Annotated in this window: 15 protein-coding genes; 10 read left to right on the forward strand and 5 right to left on the reverse strand. The window is 53.8% G+C overall.

The annotated features are described in order from the left end of the window. Positions 1-129 precede the first annotated feature (129 nt). The 5 genes from OEL83_09685 to OEL83_09705 form a co-directional block, all read right to left on the reverse strand. Positions 130-4,389, reverse strand: a complete 4,260-nt coding sequence (locus tag OEL83_09685) for an acyl-CoA dehydratase activase (GenBank protein MDK9707310.1) — start codon at positions 4,387-4,389, stop codon at positions 130-132. A gap of 58 nt (positions 4,390-4,447) precedes the next feature. Beyond that, positions 4,448-4,921, reverse strand: coding sequence for a hypothetical protein (locus OEL83_09690; GenBank protein ID MDK9707311.1), 474 nt, complete (start codon positions 4,919-4,921; stop codon positions 4,448-4,450). A 198-nt stretch (positions 4,922-5,119) separates the two neighbouring features. Next, positions 5,120-5,539 (reverse strand): response regulator, encoded by a 420-nt coding sequence (locus OEL83_09695; GenBank protein MDK9707312.1) that lies wholly within the window; start codon positions 5,537-5,539, stop codon positions 5,120-5,122. A 254-nt stretch (positions 5,540-5,793) separates the two neighbouring features. Continuing rightward, a complete protein-coding gene (locus OEL83_09700) occupies positions 5,794-7,506 on the reverse strand; it encodes a sigma 54-interacting transcriptional regulator (protein ID MDK9707313.1) in 1,713 nt (570 codons plus the stop codon). Beyond that, positions 7,503-9,197: an ATP-binding protein gene (locus tag OEL83_09705; GenBank protein MDK9707314.1), complete on the reverse strand. Its 1,695-nt coding sequence runs from the start codon at positions 9,195-9,197 to the stop codon at positions 7,503-7,505. The genes OEL83_09700 and OEL83_09705 overlap by 4 nt, the downstream gene beginning before the upstream one ends. A 323-nt stretch (positions 9,198-9,520) precedes the next feature. Here OEL83_09705 and OEL83_09710 point away from each other — a divergent pair, with 323 nt between their 5' ends. From OEL83_09710 to OEL83_09755, 10 genes are all read left to right on the forward strand, one after another. Next, on the forward strand, positions 9,521-9,937 hold the full coding sequence (locus OEL83_09710) for a YtxH domain-containing protein (GenBank protein ID MDK9707315.1): 417 nt from the start codon (positions 9,521-9,523) through the stop codon (positions 9,935-9,937). Between the two features lie 9 nt (positions 9,938-9,946). Beyond that, positions 9,947-10,288, forward strand: a complete 342-nt coding sequence (locus OEL83_09715; GenBank protein MDK9707316.1) for a hypothetical protein — start codon at positions 9,947-9,949, stop codon at positions 10,286-10,288. A 281-nt stretch (positions 10,289-10,569) separates the two neighbouring features. Continuing rightward, positions 10,570-11,640, forward strand: coding sequence for a DUF1207 domain-containing protein (locus OEL83_09720; protein ID MDK9707317.1), 1,071 nt, complete (start codon positions 10,570-10,572; stop codon positions 11,638-11,640). Between the two features lie 456 nt (positions 11,641-12,096). Beyond that, positions 12,097-12,378, forward strand: coding sequence for a BON domain-containing protein (locus tag OEL83_09725; protein ID MDK9707318.1), 282 nt, complete (start codon positions 12,097-12,099; stop codon positions 12,376-12,378). Between the two features lie 69 nt (positions 12,379-12,447). Further along, complete coding sequence (locus tag OEL83_09730; GenBank protein MDK9707319.1) at positions 12,448-12,606, forward strand: DUF3309 domain-containing protein; 159 nt, start codon at positions 12,448-12,450, stop codon at positions 12,604-12,606. A 123-nt stretch (positions 12,607-12,729) separates the two neighbouring features. Beyond that, positions 12,730-13,134, forward strand: a complete 405-nt coding sequence (locus OEL83_09735; protein ID MDK9707320.1) for a BON domain-containing protein — start codon at positions 12,730-12,732, stop codon at positions 13,132-13,134. Between the two features lie 160 nt (positions 13,135-13,294). Continuing rightward, complete coding sequence (locus OEL83_09740) at positions 13,295-14,509, forward strand: hypothetical protein (protein ID MDK9707321.1); 1,215 nt, start codon at positions 13,295-13,297, stop codon at positions 14,507-14,509. Between the two features lie 244 nt (positions 14,510-14,753). Next, complete coding sequence (locus tag OEL83_09745; protein ID MDK9707322.1) at positions 14,754-15,836, forward strand: AAA family ATPase; 1,083 nt, start codon at positions 14,754-14,756, stop codon at positions 15,834-15,836. A 230-nt stretch (positions 15,837-16,066) separates the two neighbouring features. Continuing rightward, the gene (locus OEL83_09750) at positions 16,067-24,811 is read left to right on the forward strand and encodes a cyclic beta 1-2 glucan synthetase (protein MDK9707323.1); all 8,745 of its coding nucleotides are present in this window, start codon (positions 16,067-16,069) and stop codon (positions 24,809-24,811) included. A gap of 79 nt (positions 24,812-24,890) precedes the next feature. Continuing rightward, on the forward strand, positions 24,891-25,580 hold the full coding sequence (locus tag OEL83_09755) for a CAP domain-containing protein (protein MDK9707324.1): 690 nt from the start codon (positions 24,891-24,893) through the stop codon (positions 25,578-25,580). Positions 25,581-26,058: the final 478 nt, after the last annotated feature.

Below are 26,058 nucleotides of genomic sequence, written 5' to 3' on the forward strand. Positions count from 1 at the left end.
TCATGCTATCTTCCCGAGGTGCAGGGAAAGGTACCTGAGAAAGGTATCGCATGTCCCGAGCGGAGAGTCAAGACCCTGAAAACAAAGCGCATCGACTTCCGGCAATGGCCGGAGCACCTGCCACTATTCTCAGTGTGCCCCCCGTCCCAAGACTGCCGGGATTTCTGCCGTTCCGGCCAGCCGCGGATATTTGAGATAGGGGGCGATGATCTCGTTCTTGCATCCGCCAGTTCCGTCATAGGTTACCGAGACGACGGGAATTCCTGTGTGTTTTTCTATCCGCGCCTTCATCGCCTCGGTGATGAGTGAGGCGCAGCACAGGGCAGGGCTTGCCTGAACGAGCAGCGACAGATCCGGATAATGTTTGGTAAGGTAATGGATTTTCAGGATGTTGTCCATTGACTCCCCGGTATTTTCAACGGAAATATGGTACCTGGCCAGGATTTCCTCCGGCTCGTCGGTATAGCTGGGCTCCGGGCCGTCAAGTATCCGGCCGAGAATTTTTGCGCAGCTTTTTTCCATGGCACCCATGGTGGTGAGGAGGGCCTTGCCGGTCAGATAATCGAGATATTTCCCCTCGTTAAACCACTTACGGAAGTAACTGCGAGCAATCATCTTGCAGAATTCGCTGTAGGGGGTGGTGACCACCTCGCCGCCGTTCGCCTCGATAAAGCGGATCAGGTCTTGATTCATGACCTGGTTGTCGCGGGAATAGAGGTCGCCGAAGATTGCCACCTTCGGACGGGGCCGGCCGGCGGTTTCAATCCACTCGAACTGGCAGACGATCTCGTCGAGGGTCTTTTCGATGGGCCGTTTGCCCATAAAGGCATCGGCGAGGACCTTGATACTTTTACTCAGGATTTTGTCGGTTCGGCCTTTTTCGGTTTCGTAGGGGCGGACCTTGCAGACGACCTTCTGCAGCATTCCGCCGAGCATGTAGGCAAAATAGGCATTTTTCGCTGCCCTGATGGAGATGTCCGAAAATGATATATCGCCTTGATAAACGGTGATATGCTCCATGCCGCTGCCCTGGTCGATAAAGATCTGCTTGATATGGTGCGGGTACAAACGGATGTTGCAGGCCATGGTCGAATAGTTCAGCCACAGGACGCAATCCCCCGGATTGAGCCGATTTTTCCTGATAAAGGCCATGCAGTCCTCGGCGATGGCGTTGAGCGGGATACACTGACCGGAATTGTGGCGCAGACTCTCGCGGATCGTCTGCTCCGTCTCCTCAAGGAGATAGGTGTCGAAACCTTCGCGTTTTAGGGTGGCGGTGAGGAGACTGCAGGTAATGTGGTCCCAGTTGGGGAAGAGAACATGTTTACCGGTAAGCGCACCGGCCGGCTGCGGGTTGAGGCTGTGGTAGGTGACCGGCAGCGGCTCCGTTCCGGTTCCCTGGTCGCGGTGGTTGCGGAAGGCGCGGATGGCGGCCTCGATGCGCGTTTCATAGCCGACGCTCGAATCGTGGCCATCAAGCGACAGGATGAGATAGGGTTTACCGTGCCGGTCCATGATCTTCTTGAAATACTCGACGGTAAAGGAGTCGGGTGAGCATTTGAAGGAGGTGACAAATACCGGATACACACCCGGGGTTGATGCGATAACCGTCGCTGCCTCAAGGATCTTCGCCGCATATTCCCAATGGATCTCTTCGAGCAGGGGCTGCAGGGTGGTGAGGTCGTCAGCGTTGTAACTGAGCATGTCCTGGAAATAGCTGTCAATGCCGAGATTATTGAAAAGTTCCGGGATGTTATTGTTCAGTGAAGGGGACAGCAGGGTGTACGGGCGGCCGACGAAGACGACGCTGATATCTGAGCCTTCCTTGCTTGCCAGTCGCGCCGTATACAGGTCTTTCAGACCTTGCCGGTACTGCTGGTCGGCCTCTATGGCGCGGTCGTAGGCGGAGGAAACCTCGAAGAAGTTCCATTGCCCCGGGGCAATGCCCTGCAGCATTCTGTACAGCTGCATCTTGGTATGAAACGGCGTGTACAGGTATTTTATTACCGGCCGGAGAAACCGCCCATCGTCCTCCGCCTGCAAACCGGCGGTCAGAGAGGGTAGAAACTGGCTGTAATAACAGTATTGCCGACGGCCGCTTTTCACCTTGTTTTCCAGATAAATGGGCATAAAAACGTAATCGGCTCGGTCGAGAAGCCACTTGGCATGGCCGTGCATGGCGGCGATGGGGGCACAGAATTCCGCCTGACTGAGTTTTTTGCCCTCTTTTGCAGCCTTTTCGGAGGACTCCGAGGAGATGGTGGCGATGCCTAAGAGGGCAAAAAACCGCTGCCACAGGTGCATGTCTTCCACCATATATACGGCGGCAGGTAGGCCGATAACGAAGCTGCTGCCCTTGGCCGGGGTTTGCCTGGACGTGCGACCCAGGCGCTTTCGCTCGCGCAGGAGATCGAAGGCCGTCGATGGTCTGGCGACATAGGCCTGGTCTTCATAATCCCGGCCGCAGAGAAAACCGTAGGCGGTTTTCTGGCCATCGACCTCGGCAACGCTGATTTTGCAGTGGTTGGTGCACAGCTCGCAGACCGTGTTGCTGAGGCTGATTGACTTCTGATGCAGGCCGATGCCGGCAAAGGTGGTTTTTGTTTGCCCTTCGTCGCGGAGGATCAGAGCGGTCCCGAGTGCGCCGGTCAGGTGGCAAAATTTGGAGACGAGGATCGGCTGCTGCAGGCCTTGCTCAAAGGCGGCAACCAGAGCCCGGTTTTTGGCGGTGGCGCCTTGGAACAGCACGGTTTTGCCGATGTGTTTTTCCGTTGCCACCTTCTGCAGGTAGTTCTCCCGCACTGAATGGAGGGCGGCGGCGAGGACCTCATCGACTTTATAGCCTTCGCTCAACAGGTGGTTGATATCCCGCTCCATAAAGACCGTGCAGCGGTCGCTGGTCAGCGGGGCGCTGAGGTTTTCGGCGCGGGCCGAGTACTGGTCGACCGGGCAGCCGAGTTTGGCGGCCTGTTCCTCGATAAAGGAGCCGGTCCCGGCGGCGCAGACGCTGTTCATGGTCGAAAAGGTTACCCGGCCATTCTTCATGGTGGTAAATTTGGCGTCCTGGCCGCCGATCTCGATGATCGTATCCACCTCCGGGCACAATTGGTAGGCCGCCCGGGCATGGGCGGTGATTTCATCGATAATCTGATCGGCACCGATCAATTTGCCGATGAATTTCCGTCCGGAACCGGTGGTACCGCTTTGTTTGATAGCAAAACGGAGACCCTTTTTCTCCTCAATCTCAGCAATGGCAAAGAAGATATCCTGTACGGCGCTGAGAGGCCGGCCAGCGGTCCGGGTGTAAAAACCGGCAAGAACCTCGCAGTCGCTGTCGACCAGTACCGCCTTGGTACTGGTCGAACCGATATCGATGCCGAGATAGGCATCAATTTCCACCCTTCCGGCAAGGTCTTGATAGATATCGACCTCCACTTCCAGGCCATCCTTGCCACGACGGCTGTGATATTGGTCAAGGCTTGTGAAATCGGGGTATTGGGAAAGCTGCAGCTGCAGAGGTGGATGGTAGTATTGGCGTGGCTGGATCGAGGCGGCATTGAACAGATCGTCGAGGCTTTCGAGATGAAGGCGCTTACCGTCGATTTGCCCGTTTTGCAGTTCGGTTAAATGGAGCAGGCAGGCCCCAAGGGCGCCATACAGATGGCCGTTTTCGGGTACGGTCAAGGAAAGGCCGGTAAGTTCGGCGATATGCTTGGTCACCGCCCGGTTTTTGGCAACCCCGCCGCAGAAGACGATTTCCCCAGAAACGGCAGTCCCGCTGGAAAACAGGGTGTCGACAATATTCTTGGCTAGGCCGTGGCATAGACCGTTGCTGATTTCGTCAAGCTGATAGCCCTCTTGCTGGGCATGAATGAGATCGGTCTTGGCAAAGACGGCGCAGCGCGAGGCGATTTGCGGGCAGCCGCCGGTGCAGTTGCAGGCGATTTCCGTGAGTTTTGCGCTGTCGGCAAGCTGTAGCCGCCCGGCCTGCTGGTCGAGAAAGCTGCCGGTCCCGGCGGCGCAGGAGGTGTTGGTGGTACTGCCGAGATAATTACCGAAGGCATTGAAGGTCGACAGGTTGAATTTTTCCCCGCCGACAACGAGCAGGCCGCGCATCTGCGGATGGTGTTTTTTGGCGGCGGTGATGAAGGCGATCTGGTTGTTGTATCTGGCCTGGGCAAAGAGAGAGGATGGTGTTGAGGCGGTTGCCGCGACAAAGCCTATCTCGCCAAGATCCACGACCTCCAGGAGCCGGCGGAGGGTGGCGGAGACATTTCCGTGGTGGGCGGCATAGCCCTTGTGAAGAATGCGTCTCTGGCTGTCAACCACAACAAAGCCTGCGCTGACCGACCCAACGTCAATTCCTAAAATATACTGTTCCGCTGTCATCTACTTGTTTCTCCCTTGCCCTTCAATACATCGAACTGAGGCGGCACCTTCAATGCCCCTAGAGTTTTTCCTTGATCTCCGCCCAGAAATAGTCAATGCCCTGCTTCCAGCCTTTAAGGTAATTGAGGACGTATTCCGAACTCGAATACGTATCGCCCTCCTTAAAGTGGTTCAGGGTGAAGACTTCAGTGAAATAATGGCCGAGAATTCCGTCTTTGGCGGCATTGTCGAGATTCGTCCAGTGCAAGGCGTACTGGAGGTGGTCGTAATGGGCGGTCTTCGCCCAGAGGATTCCGTCTTTTTTGCCGGTCTCCAGATAGTTGCCCTGGGATTGCATCTTTTCCCGGCGTAATCGTTCGATAATTTGCCCGAGATCGAGATCCTCGCGGATGCGTTTTTGAAAATCCTCCTTTCGTTGGATCGCCTCACTCACCGCATCTTGAAACATTTTCGAGAGGTTGAACGATTCTCGCCACTTTTCCAGCTGTTCATGCAGCATATCGGGGATGCTGATAGTCACCTTTTTGGCCATAATAGACTCCTTGAATTAGCAATACGTATTTGATGTTTCAATACGTATATCATATTGCTGTCCGTGTCAATATCGGCATAAAGGGGATGAGAAGGAATGAGCTGGGGATGGTGGGGGCACGATCGGAAAGAAGGCCTGGCAGCAATTTTTTACTGAAAACCCTTGAGGCAGGGCGCAATCTGATAGGTCGCCGTATACTTAGGAGCCTGGCAATTTCTCTCTGAGCCGACCGGATACCATGTCTTCGCCGCTTTTCAGATGCTCCAAAACCCTATTTACAGCATCAAGGAGTCCTTCCTGGCGCAAGGGTTTAATGAGGTAATCGAAGGCATTGAGACGGAAGCTGCTTTCCACTGTTTCCACGGTCGGGTAAGCGGTCATAATGATAACCTGGGTCTTGAGGATTCTCCTTTGGACTTCCTGGAGAATATCAATGCCGTAGCCATCTCCAAGAATGATGTCGGCAACTATCAAATCAAATTGTACCTCATCCATCCTCGCCAGAGCCTCTGCATATCCTGCAACTGTGGTGACCTGGTGTCCTTTGGCAGTGAGAAAGCGGTGAAAACTGAATCGAATCGATTCCTCATCGTCAAGGACGAGTATTTTAGCCTTCATCTTTATCCTTGAGAGGTTGCCTTTTAAGGGTCTTTAAAAAACGTACTTGAATGTGCAAGTGGCCAACGCCGACTAACGGCGGCATACCTTTTTTCAAGCAAGGTTCGTGCCTATAGCTTATGGGCGTGAATTCGATAATTTCCTCTGAATATAGGGGTGGTTGGCACTGACAAGGCCTGCGCCCGCGGTGGTCGCTTGCCATAATAAAGTGTGACATGCAACAGAAGTGTTGATTTTTTCTGTGTTGCATGTCGTCATTGCTTTCCAGCAGGTTCTTCGGTGATACCGTATCGCTTTAGTTTACGGTACAGGGTAACGCGGTCTATCCCAAGTAATCGGGCTGCTTTGGCTTTGTTCCATGCGGTTTTCTCCAAGGCTTGTTGAATTCCTTGAGCGTCGGCATCGTGGTTTAGATCGCCGGAGTGGCGTGGCGGTGGCGACTGAGATATGAAGTCAGGTGGCAGATTGTCAAAGGTAATGATATTGCGGGTGCATAGGACGAAGGCGTGCTCCATGGTATGTTCAAGCTCCCGGACATTGCCCGGCCAGGGATATTTAATAAATGCCCTCAGGACATCGGCCGAAATTGCCTCGATGTTTTTCTTGAATTTGCGGTTGAAGCCGTTGCGAAAATGTTCAACGAGCAATGGCAGATCGTCTCGTCGGTCGCGAAGTGACGGTAACCTGATCTCGATGACCTTAAGCCGGTAATAGAGGTCTTCACGGAGTTCGCCCTGTTTCACTTTTTGCAGCAGGTTTTTATTGGTTGCTGCGATCAGTCGGACATCGACCTTGGTTGTCGCCGAGCTGCCGACCCGCTCAAATTCCCGCTCTTCCAAAACGCGCAGGAGTTTTAGCTGGACCTTCGGTGAGATATCGCCAATCTCATCAAAAAAGATCGTGCCGCCGTCGGCGCGGTGGAACCGGCCGATATTGTCCCTGATTGCCCCGGTAAAGGCTCCTTTGACATGACCGAAAAGTTCGCTTTCCAGAAGGCTTTCCGGCAGGGCGGAGCAGTTGACCTTGACCATCGGCTTATGGCTGCGGTCACCGGAAAGATGGAGAGCCTCGGCGACTAATTCTTTGCCGGTACCGCTCTCGCCGGTGATGAGGACAGTCGTTTGCACCGCCGCAAGGGCCTTTATCAGGGCGTATACCTTCTGCATCGGCTCGCTTCTGCCAACGATACGATGAAACTGCCGGTGTTCGTGCAGTGCCATTTCCAGATCGGCGACGTGGGTATCGTCTCTCAACACCATAACGACACCGGAAGGCGAACCTTGGGGGGTGAGCAGGGGGTAGGTTCTGACACTGACCAGTCGGCGGATATTGTTTGCCGAGCGACACTCGATCCGGTCTACCTCCACCGGCTTGCCGCTGGCCATGGCATCGGTCAGAATTTCCACGCATTTTCCACTGCATATTTTGGTGAGGGCACCGAAGGGCTCGCCAAGATTGTCTTGGGTAAGCCCGCACATGGTCATGGCGGCGTCGTTCAGTTCGATGACCCGTAAGTCGCCATCCACGGTAACAATGGCATCCTTGACACTTCGGAAGATTGCCTCAAGATTGCTGCGATACCGTTCCTTTTCTGCAACGATTATCTTGTACTTCAAGGCAGTTCGGGCGACATGTAGTAAGGTCTCCTGATTTATCGGCTTAGGAATATAATCGAAGGCCCCAAGGCGCATGGCATCGGTGGCGGTTTCAACCCCCGGGTCGCCGGTGACCATGATTACCGGACAACTCAGCCCTTTAGACTTGATCTCGCGAAGGATCTCGATACCCGTGCCGTCTTCGAGAATGATGTCGGCAAAGATCACATCAAACGTGCTGTCGTTTATCCGGTCGTAGGCCTCCTTGCAGCTCCCGGCGGTCGTCACGACATGACCTGCAGCCCGGAGAAATCGTTCAAAGGTAAACCTGATTGATCCTTCATCGTCGATGACCAAAATTCTCGCGCTCATTGTTCGCCTCCATTCTCACGGCAACATGCCGGAAATACAATAATAACTTTGGTAAACTGACCAGTGTTGCTCTCGAAACTGAGTTGTCCACCGTGATCTTTGATTATCTTGTCGGTGATGTGCAAACCGAGGCCGGTCCCTTTGCCGAACGGCTTGGTAGAAAAAAATTGCTTAGTGACCATCGGCATCTCCTGGGCGGCAATTCCCCCTCCGTGATCATGAAAGACGATGCGCACGGAGGGGCAGGTGCTGCCGACAGTCATTTTTTCGCCGGTGATTGACAGGCATTTATTTTCATGTCTTCCTGGGTATTTTTCGTTGAGAGCGTAGCGGGCATTGTTGATTATATTGATAAAACTCTGTTGGATTTGCTGGAGATTGGCATGGATAACTGGAAGGTCGTCGGGAAGGTGTATCTGCAGATTGATGCCTTCCTTACGGATTTGCGCCTGGGTGAGAATGATCGACTCTTCAAGGATGGCAGCGACAGAGATCGGAATTTTCTCTTCTCGACCGTCACGGGCATAAGAGAGTAGGGTCCTGACGATCCGACCAATGCGGTCGCCCTCTTTGACGATGCGTTCGCCAATGTCTCTCTCGATGCTCCCCTGGGCGCACTCATTGATAAGTATCTGGCCATAGTTGATTATGCCGGTGATGGGATTGTTGATCTCATGGGCGACTCCGGAGGCCAGCTCTCCCAGGGATGCCATATGTCCGGCCTGCATTGCCTCCGCCTGCATCGCCATTTTCTCGGTAATATCACTGACCAGCAGGAGGACACTATTGACGCGATTCGTTTCTTTGATGGGGAAGGCCCGCAGGTCGAGCACCGCCCCATGATACGTTGCGATTGCCACTTCCTTTTCCCCGGTTTTAAAACACCTTTTAATCGGGCTGTCGAGAGCATGGCTTGGACGATCATGGATCAGCTGATAACAGTACTGCGCTGCCTCGTCCGGTTCCGTTTCATGCAACTGACCGGCATTTTCGCTGTTTGTCCACAACACCTTCATTTCCGGCGAGAAGAGGATCAAGGTATCGGTGATGGCGTTCAATAGCGCCTGAAATTCTTGGGAGAGTACTCTGAATTTTCTTTCGTTCACAAAGAGCTCAGCTGTGCGCTCTTCTACCCTTCTTTCCAGTTCTTCATGGATCTTGACCAGCTCGGACTCGATATCCCTTCTCACCGATATATCGGTAACCGAGGTTCTGCACAATTCGGCACCATCATTACTTGTCGCCGGGATGCTGTCTAATTGCGCATAGAATTTTCGCCCGTGTCTCGTTTCGAGGAGAAGTTCACAGCTTTGCCGGGCATTGGCGGTGAAAACCTGTTCGAGGTGTGCTTGCAGCCTGTCGCAATCCTCCGGCGAGGTATAGACACGGAGCTGAGTGTTGATCAGCTGGGCTCTTTCAGTGTCAAGCTGAGTGGTAAAAGTGATATTTGTCTCCAGAATGAGTCCGTCTCTGTTTGAAGTGATATAGCCGACCGGTGCAAAATCGTAGAGATCTGAATACTTAGCTAAGGATTTTTTGAGCTGTTCGTTGGTCGCGCGGAGCGCATCATTCTGTGTCTCCAATTCGATCTGTTGGATGTGGAGATCGTGATTCAGCCTTTCGTCACCGGTGAATGTGTGCTGAGCGCGTTTTTTCACCAGATGTTTCTCGGTCGATATCTTTTTGATCATGGGTGCCTCGTTTCCAGTGGGTTCTGGTGTTGGCATTTATCGAAGGGAAGTGCTCTTTGCAGCGCAGGGCACAGCAAGACATTCTCCCAACATTTTATTGAAGTGTAACATGCAACAGGGATTAATGTAACGTTTCTGTTGCGAGCAACGTTCTTTTCATCGGGAGAGCAAGGGGACAATGCTTTAAGATAGTATCTATCATAATGAAATAATTAAAATAGATGTCGAGAAGAGGGGGCGTTGGGCGCATGGGCACGGTACTTGCTCTACCAATACCAGTGGCAGGAACAGATCACTGGACAAGCAACCGATAGGAGTACGTTTTGAATAACACATTAAAAATTGGGGGAACAATCATGATGGTAAAAGAGTTATTTGATCGAGTGCGCCATGCGCGAAGTGACCGCGAGAAAATTTTGCGACGGAACAAGGCCGGAATGCTGGCGCTCGGTGTTTCTATCGGTTGTACCGTTGGGGCGGTGGCTGGGCTCCTTCTCGCTCCTAAATCGGGAAAAGAGACGCGGGAGGATGTGAGCCGGCGCAGCAGCGAGGTCTGGCAAAAAGTTAAAGACAGTGCTTCAACGAACGGGCATCGCATGGCAAATGCCATTGAGGAGCTTGGTACGAGTGTCTGCACAGCTGGTGCCAAGGGTGTTCAGTCCATCAAGGAAAACATTCAGGATATTCCCGACAAAGCCGAAAAAGCCGGTCCAAAGAAAATAGCCGAAATCAAAGAGTAGAGGAATCTTATGGAAGGATACATCACCTACAATCAATTGGGGATGCTCATCATGTTTTTGCTGCTCTGTGTGGCGGGCGGCTATGCGATTATAACGATGAGAAACGTCAATGTCGCGGTCAAAAATATCGGGGCAATTCTGCGGGAAAACCAGCAGGCCCTGGGCCAAGCAATTCCCAATATTGCCATAGCTTCGGAAAATGCGGCAGCGATAACTCAAGATCTCCGGGCGGGCTTTAGCGAAACAAGCAAGGCCATGGAAACCGCCGACCAGATTGCCTCCTATGCTTTGGTTATCGGGGAGACGGCCAAAGCCATCGCCAATATCTTTTCCTCCAGCAAAAAAGGCTAGGTATCGTTCCGAGGGCTTCGGGCGAGTGTTCATTTACAGCCGCCCTGTGCCCGAAGCTGCTGTTTCCGATTGAACCGGCTGGGCTCCGTACCGGTGGTGATCGGGTAAGCTATGTATCCTCACGTTTTATCAGCGAATGAGAGTTCAAAGAGTCACCATCCACCAGTAAGTATTGCGAGGGCAGAACTATGGTCACAGAGTATTCAAATCCCAGTAAACGTAATGAATTTACGGCACAAAATTCTTTTCCAAAGGCAATACCACGGGTGGTTCTTTTGGCTGTGGTATTGTCGTTCTGTACCCTGACTTTTTCCCATTCCTCTGCGGCTGCCAATCCGCTGAATGATGAATACATCCGAGGGTATGCAGCGGCAATACTGCAACGCGACTATCAAATTACCGCCGAATCGTTAAAGGTGCAGCAGGGGGTCATCTCTATCAAAAGATTGGAGGCTTCGGATGTTGTTGACGATAGGATAAAGACCTCTCTTGCTGCCATAGAAGGGGTGAGAGAGGTTGTGGTCACTAGGGAAGGGGATGTGGTAGAAATCCATCCGAAACCGACGGAAATTACTCCTGAAGTCAACGTCTTCCTGCCGCGCGATCTGCTCTTTGCTTCATTGCTGGCCGACCCCCGCTGGCCACACTTTTCAGCCTCCTATCAGCATCACCTCAATAATGACCGGTTGGAGAAAGTTGGTTCGGCAACCTTTGGTGAAACCTTCAGTATCTATCGCATTGGAGGGCCTTGGGGTTCTCTTATGGAAGTGGGGCTTCATGCTGGGGTGTTTTCGATTTTTGATTTGGCCTCCGATTCCCATGATCTCGTTAATGCCGATTATTTTGTCGCTCTGCCAGTATCATTGAAGAAAAACAATTTTTCGGCAATGGCCAAAATCTTTCACCAAAGCTCGCATCTCGGCGATGAGTACTTGCTTGGTGACCTAACTCAAGAGCGCATCAATTTGAGTTATGAGGGGGTCGATGTCCTCCTCTCCTATCATCTCCCCCTTGGCTTTCGTCTTTACGGTGGCGGTGGGTATCTGTTTGATCGGGAACCATCTGATATGCAGCCGTGGATTGCCCAAGGCGGGTTGGAATTCAATAGCCCCGATGCGTGGTGGGATGGAGCTTTGAGGCCGGTTGCCGCGGTCGATATCCAAAGCCGGGAAGAAAGCGATTGGGACATGGACGTGTCGCTTAGAGCCGGTGTGCAATTTGAGAATCCGGAGTTTCTCAGCCGCAAGCTGAAGCTTTTGGTCGAATACTACAAGGGGCGATCGCCAAATGGTCAGTTTTATCTGCACGAGGAGGAGGAGTTTTTTGGTATCGGCCTCCACTTTTTTCTGTAATCAAAACCGCACCATTGCCCCAAGGGGGACCAGGTGTGACATGTCTCAAGGTTGAATGTAGCGTTTCTGTTGCATGCAACACATTGCTCGTCTGGGCGGTCAGCCTTTCTGTTCTACTGAAATCAGGTATCTATTTAAAATATTAGTCTAAAAGAGAACATCCGTTGCCTTGTGGTGGATAGGCACAAACCTTGCTTTAACTTAAAGAGAGAGCATTGCTCACCGCGTCATGGAAGGCGATGCTTATGCCGACTGATCAAGTCAGAAAAGGCAAACAGAGCATCTGTAAAAGGCAGAGCGATCGCATCGTGGGGAAAAGCATCAACGCATAAGTAAGATTTATCAACGGACACAAGATACGGAGTTTTCCTGTCTGCGTGCCGGTGGATAACAACAATCTACCAAACAGAGGTATTACTAATGAGAACCAGGACAAGTTGGGCAGTAAGTTTTTGTATGAGTCTGTTGTTTGCAGCGATGATCAGCAGCTGCGCTTCAACCGCTACTCGGGAAAGTACGGGGGAATTTATTGATGATAGCGCCATCACCGCAAACGTTAAAACAGCGATTTATGACCATCCGGATCTGAAGGTAGGCCAGATCAGCGTCGAGACCTACAAAGGGGTGGTGCAGCTGAGCGGCTTCGTCAATTCCCCAGCGGCCGTTACCAAGGCTGGGCAAATAGCCGCAGCGGCGAAGGGAGTCGTTTCCGTTAAAAACAGTCTGGTTTTAAAATAATCCGGGGCGGGTGTCTGGGTGCCTCGGCACGTCCGGACCTGCCTCGCCATCGCAATAAGGGAGAAAGCTATGTCACTTACTTCAATTATACTCATTGTCCTGATCCTCATGCTCGTGGGGGTTATCCCGTCCTGGCCCCATAGCCGCTCATGGGGCTATGCACCCAGCGGCGTCCTCGGGACCGTGTTGGTAGTCGTTGTTATTCTGTTCTTGATTGGAAAAATTTAGGAGCCGCCGGAAAATAACAAGACCATTTGCAACCATTTCCTTGCGGCTCCTTATGCCGTTTTAGGCATACTTTCGGCCATGTTGTTTTTTACAACGGTTTAACTATAAAAAAGGAGACTTCGCATGAAGCTGTCACATAAACGTTTGTTAGCCGTAATTTCTTTGGGTTTTGTTTTAATATTAACAGGTTGTCAACAGGAAGGAGCTGGCGAAAAAGCTGGGAAAAAGGTCGATCAGGCAATCGAAAAGATGGGTACGAAGATTGAACAAACCGGCGATACGATAGGTAGCAAAGTCGAAATCGTCACTGGGAAAATGGATGACATGGCAATTACCGCCAAGATAAAGGCAGAAATTTTCAACGACTCTTTGCTGCGGGGAATGCAGATTGAGGTGAGCACCGTGCGCGGCGTGGTGACGCTGAGCGGCGTTGTGAACTCGCAGATGGGTATCGACAGAGCATTGGAAATAGCCCGCGGTGTCGAGGATGTCAAAGCGGTGGAAACCAGCTTGATTGTTCAGGGTTAAGAGTGCCTTGTCCCGGTTTATGGGGCGACGACGAGGAACCGGTTGCGGGGCGCTTCTTGATATGGAGGCCGGGAATCATTGCCTTTTGTCAAAGCATCGGAGGCAATCAACCGTCAGTCGGTTTTTTAAGAGTATTCTACAATTTCTCAGGAGAGAAGAAATGATAAAAAGATCAATACAAAAAGTCATGTTTTTAGTCGTTCTATTGCTAGTCGGTACTTCCGGCATAGCTCGGGCGGAAACCCAATTAAAGGAATTAGGGCTGCATTCCTTCTATGGACCTGAGTTGAAGTCGAGCAATGCCTTCCGACAGATGATCAAAGAAACCTTGCCGAACCTCAAAATCGGATTTACCAAGGCCGGTGCCGCACATTTGTTTGATGATTTCGTTGCCCAAGCTGGGACGTCAAATGTTACGGCAGTTGAAGTTAATCCTGGTGAAAAATTGCAGTGGATGATCTTTCGCAAGGGAGAAACGGTCAAGGTTGTCAAGGACGTGGTTTGGGCCGGTAAAGTACCTTTTAGCGCCTTTCTGGTTCAGGTCGATCAGGCAGGAACCCGCTATGTCTTCGTCGTGCCGACTAGGTGTGGTAATGTGTCGCTGGCTTTTACCGGCCCGGTGCCTGTTGCCGTTGCCCCCGTGGAAAACGTACCCCCTTTTTGTATGGTCACCGTTACTCCGGTTAATGTTCAACCCGGTGGCTATGTGACTATCGATGCCTCAAAGTCGAGTGACCAGGATGGAGCCATAGCATTGGTGTCGATGCAGGTAGTCGATGGAAAAAACCAGGTTGTTATGGATAAGAAGATTGCTCAGCCACCATACGTGCAACAGATTACTATTGCCGATCCCGGAAATTATGCAGTTCGGGTGAGTGTAATCGACGATAAGGGCCGGGAATCGGTTTCTCCAGGATGCGCCGAAACAGTGGTAACAGTTGCACCGGCAATGGTCACCGCGACCGCCCTCTTTGGGAATTTTGTCGCTGATATAGGCTATATGTATCAGGCCGATCCGGCGCACTATCTCCTTATGCGTCTTGGTTATGACTATTATTTCACTGACAATTTTTCCCTTCTCGGGATGGTCGGTGGTGCTCCGGTCCTTGATGGCATTGACGACACCGATTCTTTGATGGTCGATCTTACCGCTCATTTGCACCATCAGCGCATGTCCTACGGTGCCGGTGTCGGTTTCTGGCGCTCCAGCATGGATGAACGCGCGGACTTTATTGTAAACGTCGCCTACCGCTTTTATGGCGAGCCTGATGCTTTTAACATCGCTGCCTTTGTTGAAGGAAGAGCAGCTTTCGATCAATTCGACGAACTGGCCGATTATGGCCGTATCGGTGCTGGACTCCGCTTCGAGTTCTAATGGCCAAAACACCGTGTCTTGGCTCCGTTCACCCCTTTTTTATCAGAAGGCCAGGAAACTACCTGTCGTGAGAAAAGGTCGTTGCAAAGCACCCTGGGCTGTGAATGAGGTGAAGATTCGGTGGTGGTTGTTGTTAAACACACCAAGACATAGGCATGGAGCGTTCGGTCTTGTTCGGTTGCAGATGATTGGCTGGCTGATTCGATCTTGATGGGAAAAAGGAATTACAAAAAGGAACACGTATATGGACGATGCAGCATCATTAGACCTGGTACCGGAAGAGTGTACCAACAGTATCCTTGATCTCAGCGGTGTGGAGATTGAACCGGATATCGCCGTTGGTTTATGGACCAAGATATTGAAACATAAGTGGCTGCTTTCGGAAAAACTGCACCGGGATGTCGGCTTGCGGACCGCCTGCATCGACTTTCTCGAAAACAAGGATCCGGTTACCGGTCAAAATGACAGCCACGAAAGGGGCAGTCTGCTCCGGGAGATGGGTGCCCAGGTTATCAACCGGGATATGTGGGATACCATCTCCGACTCGCAGCCCCCTAAACAATTGGTGCAACGGCGGATCATTCTGCCGCTGATTGAGGAGGATCTTTCGCGAAAGCATGGGGTCGTCCCGGCCAAGGCTATCCTTTTCTTCGGCCCACCCGGCACCGGGAAAACCCATTTTGCCAAGGCCATCGCCGGTGTCTTGTCATGGTGGTACATCGAGATTGTCCCGAGCATGCTGATGGTCGATGGCGTCGAAAGTATCGGCGCCAATCTGCGGGAGATTATGGAGAAGGCAAGCAGCCTTGATGAGGTTGTGCTGTTTATCGACGAGTTTGAAGAGATCGCCGGCAGTCGGGATATGGCCGATCGGATCGATAAGTCCATCACCAACGAGTTTCTAAAGCAGATACCGCTGCTGAAGAGCAAGCAAAATAAAATTCTTCTGGTATGTGCCACCAATTTTATCCGGCAACTGGATGCTGCAATGCTTCGTCCTGGGCGGTTTGACTGCATTATTCCGGTCGGGGGATTGGACACGGAGGGACGGACCACCATTCTTCAATACTATCTCACCAAGCTCAATACCGGTGATATCGATATTGCGAAAATTGTCAAAATGACCTCCGGCTTTACCCCTGCCGACATTCAGTATCTGTTCCAGCAGGTGGCGCATTTTGCCTTTCTGGAGGAATTGACCGGCAAAAAGAACTACCTGGTAACTGCCGAAACCTTCGCCGGCATTTTGCCAAAAGTCCTGCCATCGCTGAGCGATGCGGTGATTGAGGAGTTTGAAAAGGACAGTATCAACTATTCTCGGGTGTAGTGCCTTGCGGGGTTAAAACAAGAATAATAGTCTGCGAAAGGCACGTATTCCCCTTTATGGGGGTTTAGTGCTTATGGTGTAAATCGTTCCTTTGTGGCTGCTTCTTTTTAGCAACATTGAGAGATTGTTGAGGAGCCGTTAGGAAATAACGAGACCGTGTACATCCGTTTCCTTACGGCTCCTTATCCCGGTTATCGGGGTAGGAAATTAGCAGAAGGAGATAGCCACAAATGAGGTTCACCGTTCCGGAATTTCTCACATCGTTGCTGCCTGTATTTGGATTTCATTGGGGGAAAAGCCATACCAATGTGGGCAATGTAGAGGAACCCCCCTTACGTTCGGAGCTTTTCAACAGCGACCAGATGAAGCAGTACGGCAAGACCCTGGCCAATGCCCATGAGCTGAGCCGGCGCCGTCTGCCTGACCAGCTTCTTTCCCGATTGGCTGATAATGAGGTCGTGCTGATCGGTGTTTGCAACCTGCTGACCGAGGCGATCACCGCCAACCGCCTGATTGCCCCGGCCGGAGAATGGCTGCTTGACAACTTTTACCTGATCGAAGAGCAGATCCGCACCGCTAAGCGCCACCTGCCAAAAGGCTATAGCCGTGAGCTGCCGCGCCTGCAGAATGGACCGTCGGCCGGTCTGCCTCGGGTCTATGACATTGCCCTGGAAACCATCTCGCACAGCGATGGCCGGGTGGACCCGGAAAGCCTCGTCAATTTTGTTGCCGCTTACCAAACGGTTACCCCTCTGAAACTGGGCGAACTTTGGGCCATTCCCATCATGCTGCGCCTGGCCTTGATTGAAAATCTCCGGAGGATCACCGTCCGCGTCGCCATCGACAGAACCAATCGCAACTCCGCCGACTATTGGGCGGATCAGATGATTGATATCGTCGCCAAGGATCCAAATAACCTGATTCTGGTGATTTCCGACATGGCCCGGTCAAGCCCACCGATGGTCAGTTCTTTTGTTGCTGAGCTGACCCGCAAGTTGCAAGGACAGGGGCCGGCCTTGGCCCTGCCGCTAACCTGGATGGAGCAGCGACTCTCCGAGTCCAGTCTGACCATAGAACAGATGGTCCGCCTGGAGACCCAGCAGCAGGCCGCCGATCAGTTGTCGGTAAGCAACAGTATCGGCAGTTTGAGGTTTCTCGGCACCATGGACTGGCGCACCTTCGTCGAGTCGATGAGTGTTGTTGAGCAGATTCTTGCTGAAGATCCTGCCGATGTCTACGACCGGATGGACTTCATCACCCGTGACTGCTACCGGCATGTGGTTGAAAGAATTGCCAGGAATTGTTCCGGCTCCGAGGGCGCAGTAGCTCGGCAGGCGATCATATTGGCGGAAAAGGCGGCTGTTGAATGGGGTAGCGACGACCGGTCAGCCCATGTCGGTTTCTATCTGATCGACGAGGGCTTGGGCAAGCTGGAACGCCTCGCCAGTGTGCAGGTTTCCATGGCCCGGATGCTTGCCAGGGGCGTTCGCCGCCTGCCACTTCTGGTATATGGTGGGGCCATTGTCGTGCTGACGCTGGTCTTTGCCGGAGGTATGGCAGCCAAGGCGTATACTGATGGTCTGCAGTCCTGGCACCTCGTTGTGCTTGGTGTGCTTTTTCTTCTTGCCGCCAGTCAACTGGCGCAGGCCTTGATAAGCTGGCTGACTACTCTTTTTGCTGAACCCCGGCCCCTGCCGCGTATGGATTTTTCCAAAGGAATTCCCGCCGAACTCCGCACCCTGGTGGTGGTTCCGACGATGCTTGCCAGCACAAGCGGTATCGATAGCCTGATTGAAGCCCTGGAAGTCCGTTTTCTTGCCAATCGGGATACCCATCTCCACTTCGCCCTGCTCACCGATTATTGTGACGCCGATACGGCAAGCCTTGCTGAAGACGAACCATTACTCCAACTTGCCCGCCGGAAAATTGAGGGTCTCAACGAAAAATACCGGATTGTCGAAGGTGATATCTTTTTCCTCTTCCACCGCCCGCGCTGTTTCAATCCGGCCGACAAAAAATGGATGGGCTACGAGCGCAAACGCGGCAAATTGGCCGATCTGAATGGGCTGCTGCGCAGTACCCCAATGGATCGCTTTCAACTCGTCGTAGGCGACACCGCCGTCTTAACCGGGGTAAAGTATGTCATCACCCTTGATACCGACACGCTTTTGGCTCGGGATTCTGCCCGACAATTTGTCGGCGCCATGGCCCATCCGCTCAATCGGCCCCTTTATGATGAAAAGAAACAGCGGGTGGTTGCTGGTTACGGGATTCTCCAGCCGCGGGTGGCGGTCAGTCTTTCCGGCATCAGTCTGTCACCCTATGCCCGGCTCTATGGCAGTGACTCCGGGATCGATCCATATACCCGTGCTGTCTCCGATGTCTATCAGGATCTCTTTGGAGAAGGTTCGTTCATCGGTAAGGGCATCTACGAGGTAGATGCCTTCGAACGGGCACTGTCCGGGCGCTTTCCCGATAATCTCATCCTCAGCCATGATCTTCTCGAAGGCTGCTATGCCAGGGCAGGATTGCTCAGCGATGTCCAGTTATACGAAGAATATCCCTCGCGTTACAGTGCCGATGTCAACCGCCGCTGCCGCTGGATTCGCGGCGATTGGCAGATTGTTCGCTGGTTGTTGCCGGGGGTTCCGGGCCCAGGTGGCCAGCGGCTGAAAAATCCCCTGTCGCTGTTGTCCCGCTGGAAGATCTTCGACAACCTGCGGCGCAGCCTGACGGCGGCGGCCCTGACACTCCTCCTTGTCCTCGGCTGGACTGTCTTGCCCTCGCCGTGGTTTTGGACCTTGGCGGTGGTTGGGGTAATCCTTATCCCGTCGCTGCTGGCCTCGCTGCTCAGCGTCCTGCAAAAACCGACGGATGTGACCCTGCAGCAACATCTTTTCACCACCCTGCAATCGGCTGGAGAGCATTGCCTGACGGCAGTATTCACCATCGTCTGTCTGCCCTATGAGGCCTATTTCAGTCTTGATGCTGTGCTGCGGACGATCTGGCGGATGACCATTTCGCACCGGGGTTTGCTCGAATGGAACCCGTCGGGTGATGCCGATCGCCGAGATGACGGCAGCCTTGCCGCCGCCTGGCAGGCGATGTGGATCGCGCCGATCGTGGCCCTTGCGGTAGCCATCGGCCTCGTTTTGACTCGACCGTTCTCGTTGCTGATGGCCGGCCCGATCCTGGTTTTTTGGTTTGTCTCACCTGTTGTAACCTGGTGGTTGAGCAAGGCGGCTGTCCATCGCCCGGAAAGATTGACAGTTGATCAAAACCATTTCCTCCACCAGCTTTCCCGAAAGACCTGGGCCTTCTTTGAGACCTTTCTCGGTCCGGAAGATCATTGGCTGCCGCCGGATAATTTTCAGGAACATCCTGTTGGCGTCATTGCCCACCGTACCTCGCCGACCAATATGGGCCTGGCCTTGCTGGCCAATGTATCGGCCAATGATTTCGGCTATATCTCCGCCGGAAGACTGATCGAACGCACCGCCAACACCCTGGAAACCATGGACGGTCTGGAGCGGTATCACGGTCATTTTTATAACTGGTATGACACCCTGTCCCTGGCGCCCCTGTTGCCGCTGTATGTTTCGGCGGTGGACAGCGGCAATCTTGCCGGGCATCTCCTGGTTTTGCGGGCGGCCCTTTTGGGACTAGCCGACGAGCCCATTGTCGGCCGACGATTATTTCATGGGCTGGGCGTCACCTTGCAGGTTTTTACCGACCTGGCCCGGGACACCGTCCATGCCAAAGTTGCGACGGAACTTCAGGAAATTATAGGAAAAGCGCTGGCAACCCCACCGGCCACCCTGACGGATGTCCAGGAGTATCTGCGGCAATTGGCAGATTGCGAGGCGCGCATGGTTGGCCAAATCGAAGCAACTGATGATCAGCCCGGCAGTCAGCTGCACTGGTGGGCTGCGGCCTTCAGCCGGCAATGCGATGATGCCCTGGCCGAGTTGACACTTCTTGCTCCGTGGCTTGCGAGTATCACCGAGCCTTATTTCAAAGACGACCTTGCCGCTCTCAATGATATCCCGACACTTCGCCAGGTTCTGACAATTGCCGACAGGTTTCTGCCGGTACTTGCCCATCGCCAAAGCGTGGAAATATCCAGCGACGAAGAGCTGTGGCTGGGGAACCTGCAGACGCTCATCACCACAGCCAGTGGCAATGCCGCAAGCCGGATGCACGGTATCGAGCGATTGTCCCGACTGAGCAATAAACTTGCCCAAATGGAATACGGTTTCCTGTTCGATACCGCAAGCCGTCTCTTGGTCATCGGCTACAATGTCGGCGAGCGCAGGCAGGACGCAAGTTTTTATGATCTCCTGGCATCGGAAGCGAGATTTGCCGCCTTTGTGGCGATTGCCCAGGGGCAACTGCCACAGGAGAGTTGGTTTGCCCTGGGACGGCTGCTTACCACCACCGGTGGAGAGCCTATTCTTCTGTCGTGGAGCGGCTCGATGTTCGAATACCTGATGCCGCTTCTGGTCATGCCGACCTTCGATAACACCTTGCTGTACCAGACCTGCAAGGCAGCGGTTGCCAGTCAGATTGACTACGGCAAGAAACGCGGGGTGCCATGGGGTGTTTCGGAAAGCGGCTATAATGCCATCGATGTCCACCAAAACTACCAATACCGAGCCTTTGGTGTCCCCGGCCTGGGACTGAAACGGGGGCTTGCCGAAGATCTGGTCATCGCTCCCTACGCCACGGCGCTGGCCTTGATGGTCGCCCCCGAGAAGGCCTGTGTCAATCTGCAGCGTTTAGCGGCGGACGGCTTTGCCGGAAAATACGGTTTCTATGAAGCCATCGATTATACCCAGTCACGCCTGCCGCCAGGCCATTCCAAGGTGGTGGTGCGCTCCTATATGGCCCATCACCAGGGCATGAGCTTTCTTGCCTTAGCCTACCTGCTCCTTGATCGGCCGATGCAGAGACGTTTTACCGCCGAACCTCTGTTTCAGGCAACCATGCTGCTGTTGCAGGAACGTATCCCCAAGGCGACCGCCTTCTTTGCCCATACCACCGAGTTGTCCGAGCAGCAACTGGCGGTCAGCACGCAGGAGACTCCGATACGGGTCTTGACCGATCCCAACACGCCCTACCCGGAGGTGCAATTACTCTCCAATGGCCGGTATCATGTGATGATCACCGCCGCCGGTGGCGGCTACAGTCGCTGGAACGAGCTGGCCATCACCCGCTGGCGGGAAGACAGTACCTGCGATAACTGGGGAACCTTCTGCTATGTGCGCGATGTCACCAGCGACAGGTTCTGGTCAACAACCTATCAACCAGTGCGGCAGAGTTCCAAGCATTTTGAGGCGGTCTTTTCCGAGGGCCGGGCGGAATTTCGCTGCCGGCATGACGACCTTGATGCCTACACCGAGGTCGTCGTCTCCTCCGAGGATGATATCGAGCTGCGGCGGATCACCCTCACCAACCGCACCCGTCGTAAGCGTTTTGTCGAGGTAACCAGCTATGCCGAGGTGGTCTTGGCCCCGGCCATCGCCGATACCCTGCATCCGGCCTTCAGCAATCTCTTTGTGCAGACTGAGATAGTTAATGACCAGCGGGCCATCCTTTGTACACGGCGGCCGCGTTCCGAGAACGAGCAGTCGCCGTGGATGCTCCACCAGATGGCCCTGCATGGCGGCAAGACCGGGGAGGTAAGCTACGAAACCGATCGCCTGCAGTTTATCGGCCGCGGCAACACAGTGGCAAACCCGCGGGCCATGCAGCCCTCGGTCGATTCTCCGGGGGCGCTTTCCGGCAGTCAGGGTTCGGTTCTTGATCCGATTGTCGCTATCCGTTATCGGATGAGTCTGGAACCGGGGGAATCGGTGACGATCCATATGGTTACCGGCATTGCCGCCACCCGTGATGCCGCCGTCAGCCTGGTCGAAAAATACCAGGACCGCCACCTTGCTGACCGGGTCTTCGACTTGGCCTGGACCCACGGTCAGGTACTCCTCCGGCAGATTAACGCCACCGAGGCCGATGCCCAACTGTATGGGCGTTTGGCAAGCAATGTGATCTATGCCAATCCCGCTTTGCGCGCCGATGCGAGTATCCTTAAAAAGAACAGTCGCGGCCAATCCGGCCTCTGGGGATATGCCATTTCCGGTGATGTGCCGATTGTTCTGTTGCAGATTGCCGATATGGCCAATATCGATCTGGTGCGGCAACTGGTGCAGGCCCATGCTTACTGGCGCTTGAAGGGTCTGGCGGTGGATCTGGTGATCTGGAACGAGGATCATGCCGGATACCGGCAGCTTCTCCATGATCAAATTGTCGGTCTTATCGCCGCCGGCATTGAGGCGAACGTCACCGACCGACCGGGTGGCATCTTTGTCCGGCCGGCCGATCAGATAGCCGAAGAGGACCGTATTTTGTTCCAGGCGGTGGCCCGGGTTATTGTCAGCGATAGTCAAGGAACCCTTGCCGACCAGATCAATGGCCGCAGTTTCGCGGGTGTTGCCATTCCCCAACTGGTGCCCAGCCGAACCCTCCGGCCTGAACCATTGGCTATTGCTCCCCAGCCGCGACCTGATCTGCTCTTTTTCAACGGACTCGGTGGCTTTACACCGGACGGCAGAGAATATGTCGTTACCACCGCCAAAGGGCAGAAAACGCCGGCCCCCTGGGTGAATGTCCTGGCAAATCCGGTTTTTGGCACAGTGGTTTCGGAAAGCGGCTCTTCCTACACCTGGACCGAAAACGCCCATGAGTTTCGGCTTACACCCTGGGCTAACGATCCAGTCAGCGACGGCAGCGGCGAGGCCTTTTACCTGCGCGATGAGGAGCGGGGCCATTTCTGGTCACCGACACCCTTGCCGGCAGGTGGAACCACGCCCTACGTTACCCGTCATGGTTTCGGCTACAGTGTCTTCGAACATACGGAGCGCGGTATTCGTACTGAGCTGTGGGTGTATGTGGCCCTCGATGCGGCAATCAAGTTTGCGGTCCTGAAAGTCATCAACGAGTCGGGGCGGTCGCGGAAGCTGTCTGCTACCGGCTTTGTCGAATGGGTGCTTGGTGATCTGCGGTCGAAATCGCTGATGCATGTAATTACCGCAATCGATGCCAAGAGCGGCGCGCTCTTGGCCCGCAACTCCTATAATACCGAGTTTAACGGCCGGACGGCCTTCTTTGATGTTGACGAAAGAAGCTGCAGTGTCACCGGCGACCGCACCGAATTCATCGGCCGCAACGGATCGTTGGCAAGGCCTGCGGCAATGACCCGCACCCGCCTTTCCGGCAGAGTTGGCGCAGGCTTTGACCCGTGCGCTGCGATCCGGGTGAACTTTGACCTGGCTGTCGAGCAGGAACGGGAGATTATCTTCAAGCTGGGCGTTGGCCGAGACCGGGACGATGCCGAAAGCCTAGTGGGTCGTTTTCGTGGGGCGACCGCTGCGCGCAGCGCCCTTGATGCGGTCTGGCAACACTGGAGTCATACCCTCGGCGCCGTCAATGTGCAAACGCCCGATTCGGCGCTGAATGTGCTGGCCAACGGCTGGCTGCTCTACCAGACGCTTGCCTGTAGGCTTTGGGCGCGCAGTGCGACCTACCAATCCGGCGGGGCCTTTGGCTTCCGTGATCAGTTGCAGGATGTCATGGCGCTGATCTACGCCCGGCCGCACCTGGTGCGCGAACACCTGCTGCTGGCGGCATCCCGGCAATTCGAAGAAGGGGATGTGCAGCATTGGTGGCATCCGCCCTTTGGCCGGGGGGTGCGAACCCACTGCTCCGACGACTATCTCTGGCTGCCCTTGGCAACCTGCCGCTATGTCACTGCCACTGGCGACAGAGGGGTGTTGGATGAGCCCTTATATTTTCTTCAGGGGCGCCCGGTAAATCCCGACGAGGATTCGTATTACGATCTACCGATCCGTTCCGAAGAAGTGGCGAGTCTCTACGACCACTGCGTGCGCGCCATTCTGAACGGCCTCACCTTTGGCGTCCACGGCCTGCCGCTCATTGGCTCCTGCGATTGGAACGACGGGATGAATCTGGTCGGTGAACATGGCAGGGGTGAAAGTGTCTGGCTGGGCTTCTTCCTCTATGAGGTGCTCCTCCGTTTTGCCGAGGTTGCGGCCGAGCGCGGCGATACCGTCTTCGTCGAAAGATGCCAAACGGAAGCAGCGACACTGCGCCGAAACATTGAAAAGCATGGCTGGGATGGAGAATGGTACCGCCGGGCCTATTTCGATGACGGCACGCCGCTTGGTTCGTCGGAGAGCCCAGAGTGTCGGATCGATTCGATTGCCCAGAGTTGGTCTGTGCTGTCCGGTGCCGGTGATCCCCAGCGGTCGCAGATCGCCATGGAGGCAGTCGATGCCCACCTGGTGCGTCGTGAACACGGGCTGATCCAGCTGCTTGATCCTCCCTTTGACAAGTCGGCGCTTAATCCCGGCTATATCAAGGGGTATGTTCCCGGGGTTCGGGAAAATGGCGGACAATACACCCATGCGGCGATCTGGACGGCCATGGCTTTTGCCCACCAGGGAGACAATCGACGGGCCTGGGAGCTCTTCTCCATGATCAACCCGGTCAATCACAGCAGGACAGCCGCCGAGGCTGCTGTGTACAAAGTTGAACCCTATGTCGTTGCCGCCGATGTCTATGCGGTTGCTCCGCATACCGGATGCGGTGGCTGGACATGGTATACCGGCTCAGCCGCCTGGATGTACCGGCTGATTGTCGAGTCGCTGCTCGGGCTTCGGCTTGAAGTCGATACATTGCATTTCACCCCGTGTCTGCCGGATGATTGGCAGGGGTTTACCATGCACTATCGCTACCGCGATACAGTCTATCATATCAATATTCTAAAAAAAGATGAGAGCATGCAAGATGCCAGGGTGAGCGTCGATGGCATTGTCCAGAGGGAGAAAACCATCCGTCTCGTTGACGATCACAAGGAACACCAAGTAGAGGTGCGGCTCGCCGGTAACGGGCAATAAGCACATTACAAAGGCGTAACAACGACCGGCCAATAGCACAGGACCTCCCAGGAGGTTGAACAGCGGGAGAAAACGGAGAATGTCTCAGCACTATCCAATTATCGAAGATGCCTTGGCTGGGTTCTCTTCGCTCCGCGGTTTTATCTTGATACTTCGGGGTCTTGTCTTAATCGTATGCCTGTTTATTCCCTGGGTTACATGTGCTGCAACCCTCGAGCCGATCTCCGCCGAGCAGGTCCTGGCGGAGATCAATCTGGCCCGCACCAACCCCGTCAAATATGCCGAATTTCTCCGCGAACTTCGCCGGCAGTTCCAGGGGGATTCCTATTATATTCCAGGATACAGCGTAGCCATCCGAACCATCGAGGGGCCTGCTGCGGTTGATGAGGCGATCGATTTTCTCACCCGTCAAAAGCCACTTCCACCGCTTATATGGTCAGCAAAACTTGCAGCTGTCGCGGCAGAGCTGGCCCAAGAGCAGAGTAAATCCGGCGCTGTCGGCCATGAGGGCGGGAGTAGCGGCGGACTTTTAAAGAGAATCAAACGAAGCGGAATCAGAGAAAAAAGGATTGGTGAAAACGTCGCCTATGGGGCTATCACTCCACGGGGAATAGTCATTGATCTGCTTATCGACGATGGGGTGCCGGGTCGTGGGCACCGGAAAAACCAGTTCGATCGGAATTTTGCCAAGGCCGGAGTTTCCTGTGGTATTCATCCCCGCTACCAGACCATGTGTGTTATCGATTTTGCGGGAGCGTTCAAGGAATGAGGGGGCGTTGGCGAAAGCATTTAGTCAACAAATGGGCGAGGTTACATCATAAATCGAAGGAGTTTTTAACTGAGAACGGAGAGCACACTTCCCCGCCAAGTTTCCAGAATTAATTACCATAGCCATGGGGAGGTGGCACCTTTTGGCCATCTGGAGCCGTTTCGAAGATCTTGCTCAGCAACGGTTCGTGAAGATCGTCGCGATACACCAACATTTCCAGCCAATCAGCTTAAATCAGGTGGAAATGGCGTTCTGAGTTTTTACAGGTCCATCAAGATTAATAATAACTCTGAATCAAATACAAATGTAAGCGTAACTACTGAGAATAACGAGTTTAAAAATCCATACGTTGGATGTCTTTTGCTTAGCGTCTGCGGGTCGCATTCCTCAGATCACAGACTGTTACCGGATCGTGAAGATTATGGTAAAACAGGTTAATTTTTTCACTGGTGCCGTTAGACAGGATGGATTTACAAAT

Origin of the sequence: Desulforhopalus sp., assembly GCA_030247675.1 — a bacterium.
Lineage (GTDB): Bacteria > Desulfobacterota > Desulfobulbia > Desulfobulbales > Desulfocapsaceae > Desulforhopalus_A.

Excerpts from the sequence above, each read along its gene's own strand:
- OEL83_09740 (MDK9707321.1), top strand. The coding sequence starts at position 13,295 with ATGATAAAAAGATCAATACAAAAAGTCATGTTTTTAGTCGTTCTATTG.
- OEL83_09755 (MDK9707324.1), top strand. The coding sequence starts at position 24,891 with ATGTCTCAGCACTATCCAATTATCGAAGATGCCTTGGCTGGGTTCTCT.
- OEL83_09735 (MDK9707320.1), top strand. The coding sequence starts at position 12,730 with ATGAAGCTGTCACATAAACGTTTGTTAGCCGTAATTTCTTTGGGTTTT.
- OEL83_09715 (MDK9707316.1), top strand. The coding sequence starts at position 9,947 with ATGGAAGGATACATCACCTACAATCAATTGGGGATGCTCATCATGTTT.
- OEL83_09685 (MDK9707310.1), bottom strand. The coding sequence starts at position 4,389 with ATGACAGCGGAACAGTATATTTTAGGAATTGACGTTGGGTCGGTCAGC.
- OEL83_09730 (MDK9707319.1), top strand. The coding sequence starts at position 12,448 with ATGTCACTTACTTCAATTATACTCATTGTCCTGATCCTCATGCTCGTG.
- OEL83_09700 (MDK9707313.1), bottom strand. The coding sequence starts at position 7,506 with ATGAGCGCGAGAATTTTGGTCATCGACGATGAAGGATCAATCAGGTTT.
- OEL83_09745 (MDK9707322.1), top strand. The coding sequence starts at position 14,754 with ATGGACGATGCAGCATCATTAGACCTGGTACCGGAAGAGTGTACCAAC.
- OEL83_09725 (MDK9707318.1), top strand. The coding sequence starts at position 12,097 with ATGAGTCTGTTGTTTGCAGCGATGATCAGCAGCTGCGCTTCAACCGCT.
- OEL83_09695 (MDK9707312.1), bottom strand. The coding sequence starts at position 5,539 with ATGAAGGCTAAAATACTCGTCCTTGACGATGAGGAATCGATTCGATTC.
- OEL83_09750 (MDK9707323.1), top strand. The coding sequence starts at position 16,067 with ATGAGGTTCACCGTTCCGGAATTTCTCACATCGTTGCTGCCTGTATTT.
- OEL83_09690 (MDK9707311.1), bottom strand. The coding sequence starts at position 4,921 with ATGGCCAAAAAGGTGACTATCAGCATCCCCGATATGCTGCATGAACAG.
- OEL83_09705 (MDK9707314.1), bottom strand. The coding sequence starts at position 9,197 with ATGATCAAAAAGATATCGACCGAGAAACATCTGGTGAAAAAACGCGCT.